Here is a 13,235-nt window from a genome sequence, read left to right as displayed (position 1 = left end):
CTTCAATTGCAAAAAAAACGTTATCAGGTTGCTAAACAGAGCAACAAAAACAGAAACCCAGTAACAAATATAGCATCGGGGCTCTTTTTACTATGTTAGGTAATAATATATTCACGCAAGTTAAACGCTCAGAAAATAAAAAGATGGCGGTTATCGCTCAATTTCTGAAAGAGAATGATTTGAGCGTTGACACTACCGTTGAAGTATTTATCACCGTCACCCGTGAAGACCGCCTCATTGCCTGTGGTGGCATCGCTGGAAATATCATTAAATGCGTCGCGATCTGTGAATCCGTACGCGGTGAAGGCTTAGCGCTGACGCTGGCTACTGAGCTAATCAATCTCGCCTATGAGCGGCACTGCACTCACCTCTTCATCTATACCAAAACCGAGTATGAGTCGCTGTTTAAACAGTGTGGTTTTTCTACGCTCACCAGCGTACCAGGCATTATGGTGCTGATGGAAAACAGTACCACTCGCCTGAAACGTTACGCCGAATCGCTGGCCAAACAGCGCCATGAAGGGCAAAAAATTGGCTGCATCGTCATGAACGCCAACCCGTTCACCAACGGCCACCGTTTTCTGATCCAGCAGGCAGCCGCGCAGTGCGACTGGCTGCATCTGTTTTTAGTAAAAGAAGACACCTCACGCTTTCCCTATGAAGATCGGCTGGACCTGGTACTCAAAGGAACCAAAGATATTCCGCGTTTAACCGTGCATCGCGGATCGGAATACATCATTTCCCGTGCCACTTTCCCATGCTACTTCATCAAAGAGCAGAGTGTTATTAACCACTGCTACACCGAAATAGACCTGAAAATCTTCCGCCAATACCTGGCCCCGGCACTTGGCGTCACGCACCGCTTCGTCGGTACTGAACCGTATTGCACCGTCACCTCCCAGTACAACAACGATATGCGTTACTGGCTGGAGACCCCAACGCTCCCCGCCCCACCGATTGAACTGGTGGAAATTGAGCGGCTGTGCTTCCAGGAGATGCCGATTTCCGCCTCCTGGGTGCGCAAGCTGCTGGTTAAAAAAGATCTCACGGCTATCGCCTCCCTGGTACCAGAAGCCACTCTGCACTATCTGCAAAGCATGGTTGAACGGGCCTCATCGGGCGCGGTAGTCCGCCAAAATACCCCCGCATTAGCAACAGGTGAAAAATGAAAATAAAGCAGGCAGCCGTCGCAGGCACTCTTGAGTCTGGTGATGTGATGATACGCATCGCCCCTCTCGATACGCAGGATATTGACCTGCAGGTCAACAGTAGCGTTGAAAAACAGTTTGGCGATGCCATCCGCACCACCATTCTGGACGTACTGTCCCGCTATAACGTAAGCGGCGTGCAATTAAATGTTGATGATAAAGGCGCACTGGACTGCATTTTACGTGCGCGACTGGAAGCTTTACTGGCCCGCGCCAGCGGTATTCCGGCACTGCCATGGGAGGATTGCCAGTGATTTCCGCTTCTTTGCAACAACGTAAATCCCGCACACGCCGCAGTATGCTGTTCGTGCCGGGCGCCAATGCCGCAATGGTCAGCAACTCGTTTATCTATCCAGCCGATGCGCTGATGTTCGACCTTGAAGATTCCGTCGCGTTACGTGAGAAAGATACCGCGCGTCGTCTGGTGTATCACGCTTTGCAACATCCGTTGTATCACGACGTTGAAACTATCGTACGTGTTAACGCCCTTGACTCCGAATGGGGCATTAACGACCTGGAAGCGGTCGTTCGCGGCGGCGCTGACATTGTTCGTCTGCCGAAAACCGATACCGCCCAGGATGTTATCGATATCGAAAGCGAAATCCTGCGCATTGAAAAAGCCTGCGGTCGCGAGCCAGGCAGCACCGGTCTGCTGGCCGCTATCGAATCGCCTTTAGGTATTACCCGCGCAGTGGAAATTGCACATGCTTCCGAACGCCTGATCGGTATTGCTCTCGGTGCGGAAGACTACGTGCGTAACCTGCGAACTGAACGCTCACCGGAAGGTACCGAACTGCTGTTTGCCCGTTGCTCAATTTTGCAAGCCGCGCGCTCTGCAGGCATTCAGGCTTTCGATACCGTCTATTCCGACGCTAACAACGAAGCCGGTTTTCTGCACGAGGCCTCGCACATTAAACAGTTGGGTTTTGACGGTAAGTCGCTCATCAACCCACGTCAGATTGAACTCCTGCACAACCTGTATGCGCCAACGCGCAAAGAACTGGCTCATGCACGCCTGGTTGTAGAAGCCGCTGAAGCTGCTGCCCGCGAAGGCCGTGGCGTTGTTTCCCTGAACGGCAAGATGGTCGACAGCCCGGTAATCGAGCGCGCCCTTCTGGTTATCTCCCGTGCAGAACTTTCCGGCATTCGCGAAGAATAAGGCAAAAAAATGACGCAGAAAATCGAACAATCTCAACGACAGGATCGCGTGGCGACCTGGAGTCGTCATGCAGAAAGCGAACTTTCCGCTTATCAGAGCACCGCAAAACGGGATTTGCAGGCGCAAAAACCGCGTGACAAAAAGCTGTGCGCTAACCTGGAAGACGCCATTCGTCGTTCCGGTTTACAGGATGGGATGACCATCTCTTTCCACCACGCATTCCGCGGTGGCGATCTGACGATCAACCTGGTGATGGATACCATCGCCGCGATGGGCTTTAAAAATCTGACACTGGCTTCCAGTTCCCTGAGCGACTGCCACGCTCCGCTGGTTGAACATATTCGCCAGGGTGTAGTTACCCGCATTTATACTTCCGGTCTGCGCGGACCGCTGGCTGAAGAGATCTCCCGCGGTCTGCTGGCTGAACCCGTACAGGTCCACTCTCACGGCGGTCGTGTACATCTGGTACAGAGCGGCGAGTTAAGCATTGATGTGGCATTCCTTGGCGTACCGTCCTGCGATCAATTTGGTAACGCTAACGGCTACACCGGTAAAGCGTGCTGCGGTTCACTGGGCTACGCCCGTGTTGATGCTGAAAACGCCAAACAGGTTGTCCTGCTGACCGAACAACTGCTGACCTATCCGCACAATCCGGCCAGCATCGCACAGGATCAGGTCGATCTGATCGTACAGATCGAAAGAGTCGGCGATGCTGACAAAATCGGCGCCGATGCAACTCGCATGACCACCAACCCGCGTGAACTGCTGATTGCCCGTAGCGCGGCGGACGTCATTGCCAACTCCGGTTACTTCAACGAAGGCTTTTCCTTGCAGACGGGAACCGGCGGGGCTTCACTGGCCGTTACCCGCTTCCTGGAAGACAAAATGCGCAGCCGCGACATCCGTGCTGACTTTGCCCTGGGCGGCATCACTGCCACCATCGTTGACCTGCATGAAAAAGGCTTAATCCGCAAACTGCTTGACGTACAGAGCTTCGACCGTAACGCCGCAGAATCCCTGGCGCGTAATCCGAACCACATCGAAATCAGTGCCAACCAGTATGCCAACTGGGGTTCGAAGGGTGCATCGGTTGACCGTCTGGACGTTGTGGTACTGAGCGCCCTGGAAGTAGACACCAACTTCAACGTTAACGTGCTGACCGGCTCTGATGGCGTACTGCGCGGCGCATCCGGGGGTCACTGCGATACCGCCGTTGCTGCAGCGCTTTCAATCATCGTCGCGCCGCTGGTGCGTGGTCGTATCCCGACGCTGGTTGATAACGTACTGACCTGCGTAACGCCCGGTTCCAGCGTTGACATTCTGGTCACTGACCACGGTATTGCCGTTAACCCTGCTCGTCCGGAACTGGCTGAACGTCTGAAAGAAGCCGGTATGAAAGTGGTATCTATCGAATGGCTGCGCGAACGCGCGCTGCAGCTCACCGGTCAACCTCGTGCCATCGAATTCACCGACCGCGTGATTGCCGTTGTGCGTTATCGCGATGGCTCGGTGATTGACGTTGTGCATCAGGTGAAGGAATAAGCCATGCACCTGCTCCCTGAACTGGCCACCCGCCATGCTGTTTCTATTCCCGAGCTGCTCACCAGCCGTGATGAGAGACAAGCCCGGCAGCATGCCTGGCTGGCGCGCCATCGTGCGCCGCTGGTCTCATTTACTGTGGTAGCGCCAGGTCCGATTAAAGATAGCGAATTAACCCGCCAGATCTTTAACCACGGTATGACCGCCCTGCTCACGCTGGCGGAGAAATCAGCCTGGACAGTCAGGGAGCAAACCGCACTGGTCTCAGCCAGTGGGCCGGAAGGCTTATTGTCCATTGCAGCACCGGCCAACAACCTCAAGCTCGCCACTATCGAGCTTGAGCATTCGCACCCGCTGGGACGGTTATGGGATATCGATGTCCTGACCCCTGAGGGGGAAATACTGTCTCGTCGTCACTTCGCGCTCCCTGCCCGCCGCTGTCTGCTGTGCGGACAAAGCGCTGCCGAATGCGCGCGGGGTAAAACCCACGCGCTTTCTGACTTACTTATTCGCATGGAGGAACTGCTACATGATGCCGATTCCCGCAACATCGACTGATACCGCAGTCCTTCCTGTAGATTTACCCGACGCCTACGCCACGCTGGCGTGGCGCGCCATGCTGACTGAAGTCAACTTATCGCCAAAACCCGGTCTGGTGGATCGCATTAATAACGGCGCACATAAAGACATGGCGCTGGAGGATTTTCACCGTAGCGCACAGGCCATTCAGGCCTGGCTGCCGCGTTTCGTTGAATACGGGGCATTTAGTGCTCAGTCGGCGTCTGAAGATGTGCTGAAAGGACTGCGTCCATTAGGCATGGCTTGCGAAGCCGATATGTTTCGCGCCACCGCAGGGGTGAACACCCATAAAGGCAGTATTTTTTCACTGGGATTGCTGTGCGCCGCCATCGGCCGCCTGCACCAGCGGAGTGAGGCTGTTACAGCAGAAACCATTTGCTCTACGGCGGCAACTTTTTGCCGCGGCCTGACCGAGCGCGAACTGCGCCAGAACAATCAACAACTCACGGCTGGCCAACGTCTTTATCAGCAACTGGGATTAACCGGCGCACGGGGTGAAGCCGAAGCGGGATATCCGCTCGTCATTGAGCATGCCCTGCCGCATTACCGCGCACTGCTGGCTCAGGGTCGCGATCCTGAACTGGCGTTACTCGACACATTATTGCTGCTGATGTCTATCAATGGCGACACCAATGTCGCTTCACGTGGTGGCGCTGAAGGTCTGCGCTGGCTACAGCAGTACGCCGCCAAATTATTGCAGCGAGGGGGAATTCGTACCTCCGCCGATCTCTATTACCTGCACCAGTTCGACCAACAGTGCATCGAACGCAATCTCAGTCCTGGAGGCTGCGCCGATCTGCTGATCGTCACCTGGTTCTTAGCCCAGATTTCGCAAGTTCATCATTATCACAATTAAAGATCCTTTCCGGAGAATCATTCATGTCTTTATCAAAAGATAGTATATGGAAGTTATTCGCTCCATTGATTGTAATGGGCGTCATGTTTCTTATCCCCGTCCCAGATGGAATGCCTCCACAGGCCTGGCACTACTTTGCCGTGTTTGTGGCGATGATTGTCGGTATGATCCTCGAGCCAATCCCGGCAACGGCGATTAGCTTCATTGCCGTCACAATTTGCGTTATCGGCAGTAATTACCTGCTTTTTGATGCCAAAGAGCTGGCTAACCCGGACTTCAACGCCGGTAAACAGGCTCTGAAATGGGGGCTGGCAGGCTTCTCCAGCACCACTGTGTGGCTGGTATTTGGTGCTTTCATTTTCGCACTGGGTTATGAAGTCACCGGCCTGGGCCGTCGTATCGCGCTGTTCCTGGTGAAATTCATGGGTAAACGTACCCTGACGCTGGGCTATGCGATTGTTATTATCGACATTCTGCTGGCACCGTTTACACCGTCCAACACCGCGCGTACCGGTGGTACCGTATTCCCGGTTATCAAAAACCTGCCGCCGCTGTTTAAATCATTCCCGAACGATCCTTCCGCTCGCCGTATCGGCGGATATCTGATGTGGATGATGGTTATCAGTACCAGCCTTAGCTCCTCTATGTTCGTTACCGGCGCTGCGCCGAACGTGTTGGGCCTGGAGTTCGTTAACAAAATCGCGGGCATTCAAATCAGCTGGCTGCAGTGGTTCCTGAGCTTCCTGCCGGTCGGGATTATTTTACTGATCGTAGCCCCGTGGCTGTCCTACGTTCTGTACAAACCGGAAGTAACGCATAGTGCCGAAGTTGCCGCATGGGCCGGTGACGAACTCAAAACTATGGGTAAACTGACCCGTAAAGAGATGACCCTGATCGGTCTGGTTCTGCTCAGCTTAGGGTTGTGGGTCTTCGGTGGTGAACTGATTGATGCGACTGCAGTAGGTCTGCTGGCAGTCTCCCTGATGCTGGCTCTGCACGTTGTTCCGTGGAAAGACATCACCCGCTATAACAGTGCATGGAACACGCTGGTTAACCTCGCTACACTGGTGGTGATGGCAAACGGTTTAACCCGTTCTGGCTTTATCGACTGGTTCGCCAATACCATGAGCACCCACCTGGAAGGCTTCTCGCCTAATGCGACTGTCATCGTACTGGTGCTGGTGTTCTACTTTGCTCACTACCTGTTTGCCAGCCTTTCTGCGCATACCGCGACCATGCTGCCGGTTATTCTGGCCGTCGGTAAAGGTATTCCGGGCGTGCCGATGGAACATCTGTGTATTCTGCTGGTTCTGTCCATCGGTATCATGGGTTGTCTGACTCCGTATGCAACCGGCCCTGGCGTAATTATCTACGGCTGCGGTTACGTGAAGTCAAAAGACTACTGGCGTCTTGGCGCGATCTTCGGCGTAATTTATATCTCTATGCTCCTGCTGGTCGGTTGGCCGATTCTGGCAATGTGGAGCTAATCTCCCCGCTCAACGCATAGCTAAAATGATGCCAGTCAGCTAAACCTGACTGGCATTTTTTATGGTTAAATAGATGACATTCAGAAATCATATAAGTATCCGAATTCATCATGACATCAAGATGGCGTTATTGTTCTTTACTGGCTACGCTTGTGCTCCCGGTTTCAGTGGCTCAGGCCGACGAGCTTCAGGCAAAACAGTACAGCGATTTTAGCAGCTACGTGCTGGCACTCTCCTGGCAGACTGGGTTTTGTCAGAGTCAACATGAACGTAACCGTCAGGAACCCGACGAATGCCGCCTGCAAAAAGAGACCGCAAACAAAGCGGATTTCCTGACCGTTCACGGCTTGTGGCCAGGTCTGCCTAAATCAATCGCCGCGCGCGGTGTGGATAATCGTCGGTGGATGCGATTTGGCTGCGCAACTCGCCCTATTCCCAACCTGCCGGAAGCACGTGCCAGTCGTAAATGTGCCGCACCACAAACCGGTCTGTCACCGGAAAGTGCGGCAAAACTAAGCACTGTGATGCCCGGTGCCGGCGGTAAATCCTGCCTGGAGCGTTACGAATACGCCAAACACGGGGCCTGCTTTGGTTTTGACCCTGACGCATACTTCGGTACGATGGTGCGTCTGAATAGTGAAGTAAAGAACAGCGCATTGGGTGTCTTTCTTGCGGACAACTATGGAAAAACGGTCAGTCGCGATGATTTTGACGCAGCAATTGCCAAAACATGGGGCAAAGAGAGCGTGAAAGCGGTGAAATTAAGCTGCCACGGTAACCCGGCTTATCTGACGGAAATTCAATTTACGCTTAAGGCCGCTATGATTAACGCCCCGCTTTCTGCGACATCGTTCCTGTCACAACCGCATCCTGGTAACTGCGGTAAACGATTCGTACTTGATAAAGTCGGTTATTGATCGCCTGAATGTGAACTAAATCACTTCAAACCTGGGGTAAGTCTCAGTATCATCGGTGAAGTTAAACCCTTGCCGCCTGACGGTGAGGGTTTTCTTTTGGGATTATTTACCTGCGCACCCGCAGTATCGACGACATGGAGTAATAAATGTCCAGACCAACTATCATCATTAACGACCTCGATGCCGAACGCATTGACCGCCTGTTGGAGCAACCTGCGTTTGCTGGTTTACCGATTGCCGACGCTTTAAACGCCGAGCTGGATCGTGCCCAAATGTGTTCTCCAGAAACCATGCCGCACGATGTGGTGACCATGAACAGTCGTGTGAAGTTCCACAACCTGAGTGATGGCGAAATCCGTGTGCGTACTCTGGTGTATCCGGCCAATATGACTGACAGCAATACTCAGCTTTCGGTAATGGCGCCCGTTGGTGCCGCCCTGCTGGGTCTGCGCGTTGGCGACACTATCCACTGGGAGCTACCAGGCGGTACATCAACTCACCTTGAAGTCATTGCGCTTGAGTACCAGCCTGAAGCAGCGGGCGACTACCTGCGCTAACTCTGTCTTATCAAAGCACCCGCTTTATCTTACAGGGGATGCATCCGCATCCTCTTTCCGGTTTCATTCCTCCCACCGTTGCATTAGCTTTATTGCTGTTTCCCGCACTTCTGTTGGCAAAACATAAATCTGTGTCGTGACTGACAGAATCATATTTAATAGTATGCTGTTATGTATTCATGTAATGACAAGGAGAATGCTTATGTACAACACAATCATAATGCCTGTTGATGTATTTGAAATGGAACTGAGCGACAAGGCTGTTCGCCATGCAGAATTTCTGGCGCAAGATAAAGGTGTGATCCACCTGCTGCATGTGCTTCCGGGTTCAGCCAGCTTAAGCCTGCACCGTTTTGCCGCTGACGTTCGCCGTTTTGAAGAGCATCTGCAACACGAAGCAGAAACTCGTCTGCAAACTATGGTCGGCCACTTCAGCATCGATCCTTCGCGGATCAAGCAGCATGTCCGCTTTGGCAGCGTGCGTGACGTCGTCAATGAGTTGGGTGAAGAACTGAATGCGGATGTAGTGGTCATTGGCTCACGCAATCCGTCAATTAGCACGCACCTCCTCGGTTCTAACGCCTCCAGCGTGGTTCGCCATGCAACTCTACCGGTACTGGTTGTGCGTTAATTCGAACTAAGATAAGACAGAAAACCCCAGCCAGGATTTTACCTGGCTGGGGTTTATATTTTATGGCCCTCAGTACAAATGACCAATATTCACGATGGTGCTGACGGTATCACCAAAGAAGGTCAAACGACTCAAAAACACGCCAATGAACAGCAGTACAAAGAGTGTTTTCGCTCTACGTTCACCATTGCGGCTCAGCACGAACGCCACCGCCAGGCACACCAGACTTGCCAGGTAAAGCGGGGATGTAAGCCAAGCATGAGCCGTCATCTGCATGATTGTTCCACCACTTAGCCAGATAATCGGCGCGGCAATCAGTACCGCCATGCAGACCAGGATCCCCTGACGCAATGCAGTAACTGCCGGCGTGAGATTCAACAGTGGGATCGCCGCACAACCCATTACCCATACAGTGATAAAGAACAGCAGCATCGTCAGACCATTGGCGATAGCGACCATCGCTGGCGCGGCATAGGTCATGCCCTGCACCGCCACCAGCGCCATACCGAGAAGGGATGCCAGTACAGCCGGGATCTTATGCCCTTTAGCCAAAAACGTTACGCCGACCGCCGCGCCGTATAACGTTGCGCCGAGAATTTCGCGGCTCAGCCAGGCGTGCTGTAAGTTAATCAGGGCATTGTAGGCACGATCCGGATGCGCGAGGTGTAATACCGCCGCAACGGATGCCGCCGCCAGTAACAGTCCGCTGACCAGCCAATAAAGACGTTTACTTTCCAGTTCTCCACGCAGCGTACGCAACGTCAGGATTAACGTCATCCCCACCGACATCTGGCTGAGTACGGTAAAGACCACCAGAGGAAGTTCGTATTTTTCCATTACTTGCCCTCCGGTTGCTTCGGTTGACGTGCCAGTATGAAACGCGTCCCGGGGTTAAGCTGCGGCATACGCGGGAATCCCGGCGGGTACTGCACCGCATTATTTGGTATGGGGTCGGCATCCAGGTCGATAAGCGTTAGCGCCCCCACCGGACAGGCATTCACACACGCCGGATTCATACCGATATCAAGACGCTCGTAACACATACTGCATTTTTCCGCTTTTTTCGTTTCCTCATTAAAGCGCGGAGCGCCGTAAGGACAATTGCGGATACAGTTTTTACACCCGATGCAGCGCTCCGGGTTATGCACAACCACGCCGTCTTCACGTTTGGTGTATGCCTCTACCGGGCAGGCTGCAAGACAGGCCGGGTTTTCACAATGGTTGCAGGCCAGCGAGTAAAATGCCCGCTCCTCATGCGGATAAATTTCTTTATCCAGCGGATAGACATAACGCCAGTACCGCTCCGGCTCCAGTTGGTTAAAACTTTTACACGCCATCGCGCAGCCACGGCAGCCGATGCACTTATCGCTATTGACTAAAAACGCGCGTCTCATGCTGCGGCTCCTTTACTTCCCAACAGAGTAATATCAACAAATTGACTGTGAATGGCCGCACCTGGCGCACCGGTCGCCATTTTGCCCATATCGGCCGGAGTGTCCTTAACCACGTTCTGGACGTTGTAACTAAGCTTATTGAACCAGGATTCATACATCACAAGGAAATCTTCCGGGACGTTGGTAGTGATTTTGGCGCGCAGCTCAACGTGACCCGCCTCGTTGAAAACTTTGACGAGATCGCCTTCAGCAATACCCTTTTTCTGTGCGGCAAACGGATGGATATAAACGAACGGTTCAGGCCAGAAAACCTGCATCCAGTCCAGATTTACGAACTGTGAATGCAATCCGTACTGGAGGTGAGGTGTAAACAGGTGGAACGGCAGCGTTCCCATAGCACCAGCTTTATATTCAGGCAAGGCAGTGTGGCCATTTTCCGCACAGCGCTCAGATTTAAATTCGTACTTGCCAGATGGCGTTTTGAATTTGCGATCATACCAGGCCGCAGAGCTGACCATTTTCGCTTTGCGAGGCCCTTCAAGCAGGTCGTCCCAGCCAGCAATCCCAAATTGTTTACCCATCGACTCATTGAATTCCTGATCCAGCCAGCTTTTAGCATCAAACTCTTGCGGGAAGGTACACGAACCAGGTTCCAGGTTATTGATGGTTTTAGATAACAGTGCGGCTATTTCCGGGTCGCTTTTGCACTCATACAACGGTTTAATCGCCGGTTGGTTGACGGATAACCAATAGTGCCAATAAGACGAAGATACATCCCATTGCTCAAAGGTTGTGGTGACGGGTAATACAATATCCGCATGCTGAACAGTCTCGTTAAAGAACTGATCGACGCAAACCACCATTTCCAGTTTGTCGAACGCTTTAACCATCTTGTTGCGATCGAAATCCTGGGCAAACGGGTTTTTAGAGGCCACCCATAACATTCGTACCGGTGGTTCGCTGGCGTCGAGAATGCCCTGTGCCGTCTGGTTGATATTCAACGCACGATCAGAGTATTCGCTTTTTTCACCGCTATCGCTGACAAACTCACCCACCGGGCCACCAGCACCTTTCATCCCCACAGAACCCTCTGGCGGTTTCTGCATCATGCCGTGGTAACTGTAGCCCCAGGTTTGCAAATGTCCATAGCGAGCGCCGCCACCTTCAATACCGATATTGCCAGTCATCGCCACAAAGGCATCGATCGCTCGCACGTTTGCACCGCCATTGACGTGCCGCTGCATACCGTAGCCAATCCACACGGTGGCAGGATTAACAGCGGTAAACTCCTCCGCCAGCTCGCGGATAACTTCTGCTGACAGACCACAAATTTCTGACGCCCACTCAACGGTGACGTTATTACGCAGATAGTCTTCAAATTCCGCGTAGCCATGGGAATAGTTGTTCACAAAATCCTGATCAACCAGCCCCTTATCCACCAGATGCCGTGCCATGCCGAGGGCCAGCGCGCCATCTGAACCAGGGCGAACACGCAGGTACAGGTCGGCTTTTGCTGCCGTTTGCGTCAGCAGCGGATCAATAACGACAATCTTCGCGCCTTTTTCCCGAGCCTGGTAGATGTACTTCATTGTGTGCATGGAGCACCACGCCGGGTTTGCCCCCCAGATGATAATGTATTTTGCTTTCACAAAATCTTCCGGATCGTTACACCACATATCCCCCATATCGTAATTCTGAGCATCAATACCCGCAGGCCAGCACGGTGTACCGGCGAAGCGCGTGGTGTACCCCAGAGAAGACATCATCCCTTCAACGGCATACCCCATCACTCCGAGGTTGCCGGAATATTTAGACAGAGCCAGCCCCAGCATTGAGCCGTCTTTCTTTTTGATTTCCAGCATTTTTTTGGCAATCCGTTGCATCGCCTCATCCCAGGAAACCCGACGCCATTTGCCGCTACCACGGCCATCCTGAACCATTGGATATTTAATGCGATCGGGGCTGTACACCCGGCGAGGATAAGTCAGTCCTTTCACGCAAGGCGTCCCGTGGGTAAATGTGGACTCCGTAGCCCCTTCCACAAAGGTGATCACATCATCTTTCACCCAGGTTTTCAGGCTGCAGGTGTCGTAGCAGTTACGTGGGCATGCATTGCGGTGAATAGTGTAAGTTTTAGGGTTAAATGGAACTGGCGGTTGCGCGTAAGCACAGCGCGATGACAATAATCCCCCCGGTAAGGCGGCTACAGCACTAAGTGCAGCCAGTCCCTTTAAAAAAGAACGTCTGTTCAGAAGTCCCTGTTCATTGCTCATATGATACTCTCGTTATTAATTCACCAAGCCAATAAGATAATTTTTCCGCTATGTTTTGCAGTGCGGCGGTTTGTGCATTTATTTTGATTTTATCGATATAATCCGGCACCCATTTCGCTATATATTCCATTACATATTGATTAAATACCGGCATATATTCAGCAGATTTTCTGGCATTGGCACTCAGTAAAACTGCCAACTCCAGGACATAAGAAATATGATCATCTGGCATGCTATTTTCTTGATTTGCAGACAATCCGAGTTTTTCCATGAACTCCCGGTGGCACAAGGTGGCTTTTCCCATCACCAGCGCCTCGTCTTCCAGGTACACCGAGGCGTAGGGTGCAGCTTTCAACGCTAACGGGCCGACAAAAAGCGCATTGAAATCGTATTCGATATCCAGCCAGTCCTGACCAGTGAAATTACCCGATTCATCAGCCAGTGAAATATAAGCAGACTTAAGTGAACCCCCGTCATAAGAAATAAAAAAATCACGTAACAACAACCCTGCCGACTCAAATTTCGTCAGAGCTTCATAATTTAAATCCATGAATGAAAAGCCCCTCATTCACATAATGAATATATGTAACAAACAGAGGCGCCATAATATCGAAAGGGCTAAATCATTCTTTGAT

General features: G+C 52.4%; 14 protein-coding genes. 10 read left to right on the top strand and 4 right to left on the bottom strand.

What is annotated here, in order from left to right; translation table 11 throughout:
• Positions 1-92: 92 nt before the first annotated feature.
• The 10 genes from citC to uspG all read left to right on the top strand — a co-directional run bounded on the left by citC (position 93) and on the right by uspG (position 8,933).
• Complete coding sequence (citC, locus tag OGY01_RS13535) at positions 93-1,169, top strand: [citrate (pro-3S)-lyase] ligase (protein ID WP_045441023.1); 1,077 nt, start codon at positions 93-95, stop codon at positions 1,167-1,169.
• A complete protein-coding gene (gene citD, locus OGY01_RS13530) occupies positions 1,166-1,462 on the top strand; it encodes a citrate lyase acyl carrier protein (RefSeq protein ID WP_045441022.1) in 297 nt (98 codons plus the stop codon). The genes citC and citD overlap by 4 nt, the downstream gene beginning before the upstream one ends.
• Entirely contained in the window at positions 1,459-2,367 is a 909-nt protein-coding gene (locus tag OGY01_RS13525) for an aldolase/citrate lyase family protein (protein ID WP_045441021.1), read from the top strand. Before citD ends, OGY01_RS13525 begins: the two co-directional genes overlap by 4 nt.
• Positions 2,368-2,376: 9 nt before the next feature.
• A complete protein-coding gene (citF, locus tag OGY01_RS13520) occupies positions 2,377-3,909 on the top strand; it encodes a citrate lyase subunit alpha (RefSeq protein WP_048221871.1) in 1,533 nt (510 codons plus the stop codon).
• A gap of 3 nt (positions 3,910-3,912) precedes the next feature.
• Positions 3,913-4,464 (top strand): citrate lyase holo-[acyl-carrier protein] synthase, encoded by a 552-nt coding sequence (gene citX, locus OGY01_RS13515; RefSeq protein WP_048221872.1) that lies wholly within the window; start codon positions 3,913-3,915, stop codon positions 4,462-4,464.
• Positions 4,436-5,341 carry a triphosphoribosyl-dephospho-CoA synthase CitG gene (gene citG, locus OGY01_RS13510; RefSeq protein WP_286493234.1) on the top strand — a complete coding sequence of 302 codons (906 nt, stop codon included), beginning with the start codon at positions 4,436-4,438 and terminating at the stop codon, positions 5,339-5,341. Before citX ends, citG begins: the two co-directional genes overlap by 29 nt.
• 23 nt (positions 5,342-5,364) lie before the next feature.
• The gene (gene citT / locus OGY01_RS13505; protein ID WP_045441017.1) at positions 5,365-6,828 is read left to right on the top strand and encodes a citrate/succinate antiporter CitT; all 1,464 of its coding nucleotides are present in this window, start codon (positions 5,365-5,367) and stop codon (positions 6,826-6,828) included.
• Positions 6,829-6,938: 110 nt separating this feature from the next.
• Positions 6,939-7,745: a ribonuclease I gene (gene rna, locus OGY01_RS13500; RefSeq protein ID WP_286493233.1), complete on the top strand. Its 807-nt coding sequence runs from the start codon at positions 6,939-6,941 to the stop codon at positions 7,743-7,745.
• Positions 7,746-7,891: 146 nt separating this feature from the next.
• Positions 7,892-8,302, top strand: coding sequence for a nucleoside diphosphate kinase regulator (gene rnk / locus OGY01_RS13495; RefSeq protein WP_286493231.1), 411 nt, complete (start codon positions 7,892-7,894; stop codon positions 8,300-8,302).
• A gap of 202 nt (positions 8,303-8,504) precedes the next feature.
• Positions 8,505-8,933: a universal stress protein UspG gene (gene uspG / locus OGY01_RS13490; protein ID WP_005120854.1), complete on the top strand. Its 429-nt coding sequence runs from the start codon at positions 8,505-8,507 to the stop codon at positions 8,931-8,933.
• A 69-nt stretch (positions 8,934-9,002) separates the two neighbouring features.
• Here the strand turns inward: uspG and OGY01_RS13485 are convergent, their stop codons facing one another.
• The 4 genes from OGY01_RS13485 to OGY01_RS13470 are packed head-to-tail and all read right to left on the bottom strand — an operon-like array spanning position 9,003 to position 13,150.
• The gene (locus OGY01_RS13485) at positions 9,003-9,770 is read right to left on the bottom strand and encodes a dimethyl sulfoxide reductase anchor subunit family protein (protein WP_200010524.1); all 768 of its coding nucleotides are present in this window, start codon (positions 9,768-9,770) and stop codon (positions 9,003-9,005) included.
• Positions 9,770-10,327 carry a 4Fe-4S dicluster domain-containing protein gene (locus OGY01_RS13480; protein WP_045441010.1) on the bottom strand — a complete coding sequence of 186 codons (558 nt, stop codon included), beginning with the start codon at positions 10,325-10,327 and terminating at the stop codon, positions 9,770-9,772. The genes OGY01_RS13485 and OGY01_RS13480 overlap by 1 nt, the downstream gene beginning before the upstream one ends.
• Positions 10,324-12,600: a molybdopterin-dependent oxidoreductase gene (locus OGY01_RS13475; RefSeq protein ID WP_286493229.1), complete on the bottom strand. Its 2,277-nt coding sequence runs from the start codon at positions 12,598-12,600 to the stop codon at positions 10,324-10,326. Before OGY01_RS13475 ends, OGY01_RS13480 begins: the two co-directional genes overlap by 4 nt.
• Positions 12,590-13,150, bottom strand: a complete 561-nt coding sequence (locus OGY01_RS13470) for a TorD/DmsD family molecular chaperone (RefSeq protein WP_286493227.1) — start codon at positions 13,148-13,150, stop codon at positions 12,590-12,592. The genes OGY01_RS13475 and OGY01_RS13470 overlap by 11 nt, the downstream gene beginning before the upstream one ends.
• Positions 13,151-13,235 lie beyond the last annotated feature (85 nt).

Source organism: Citrobacter sp. Cm038, assembly GCF_030333105.1.
GTDB classification, from domain to species: Bacteria; Pseudomonadota; Gammaproteobacteria; order Enterobacterales; family Enterobacteriaceae; genus Citrobacter; species Citrobacter murliniae.
The sequence above is the reverse complement of the archived record's forward strand: the minus strand, read 5'-3'. Positions and strand labels throughout refer to the sequence as shown.

Bases quoted from the DNA above. Each gene is read 5' to 3' on its own strand.
- rnk (WP_286493231.1), top strand. From the start codon at position 7,892: ATGTCCAGACCAACTATCATCATTAACGACCTCGATGCCGAACGCATT.
- OGY01_RS13470 (WP_286493227.1), bottom strand. From the start codon at position 13,150: ATGGATTTAAATTATGAAGCTCTGACGAAATTTGAGTCGGCAGGGTTG.
- OGY01_RS13485 (WP_200010524.1), bottom strand. From the start codon at position 9,770: ATGGAAAAATACGAACTTCCTCTGGTGGTCTTTACCGTACTCAGCCAG.
- citX (WP_048221872.1), top strand. From the start codon at position 3,913: ATGCACCTGCTCCCTGAACTGGCCACCCGCCATGCTGTTTCTATTCCC.
- uspG (WP_005120854.1), top strand. From the start codon at position 8,505: ATGTACAACACAATCATAATGCCTGTTGATGTATTTGAAATGGAACTG.
- OGY01_RS13480 (WP_045441010.1), bottom strand. From the start codon at position 10,327: ATGAGACGCGCGTTTTTAGTCAATAGCGATAAGTGCATCGGCTGCCGT.
- citG (WP_286493234.1), top strand. From the start codon at position 4,436: ATGATGCCGATTCCCGCAACATCGACTGATACCGCAGTCCTTCCTGTA.
- citF (WP_048221871.1), top strand. From the start codon at position 2,377: ATGACGCAGAAAATCGAACAATCTCAACGACAGGATCGCGTGGCGACC.
- citD (WP_045441022.1), top strand. From the start codon at position 1,166: ATGAAAATAAAGCAGGCAGCCGTCGCAGGCACTCTTGAGTCTGGTGAT.
- citT (WP_045441017.1), top strand. From the start codon at position 5,365: ATGTCTTTATCAAAAGATAGTATATGGAAGTTATTCGCTCCATTGATT.
- rna (WP_286493233.1), top strand. From the start codon at position 6,939: ATGACATCAAGATGGCGTTATTGTTCTTTACTGGCTACGCTTGTGCTC.
- citC (WP_045441023.1), top strand. From the start codon at position 93: ATGTTAGGTAATAATATATTCACGCAAGTTAAACGCTCAGAAAATAAA.
- OGY01_RS13475 (WP_286493229.1), bottom strand. From the start codon at position 12,600: ATGAGCAATGAACAGGGACTTCTGAACAGACGTTCTTTTTTAAAGGGA.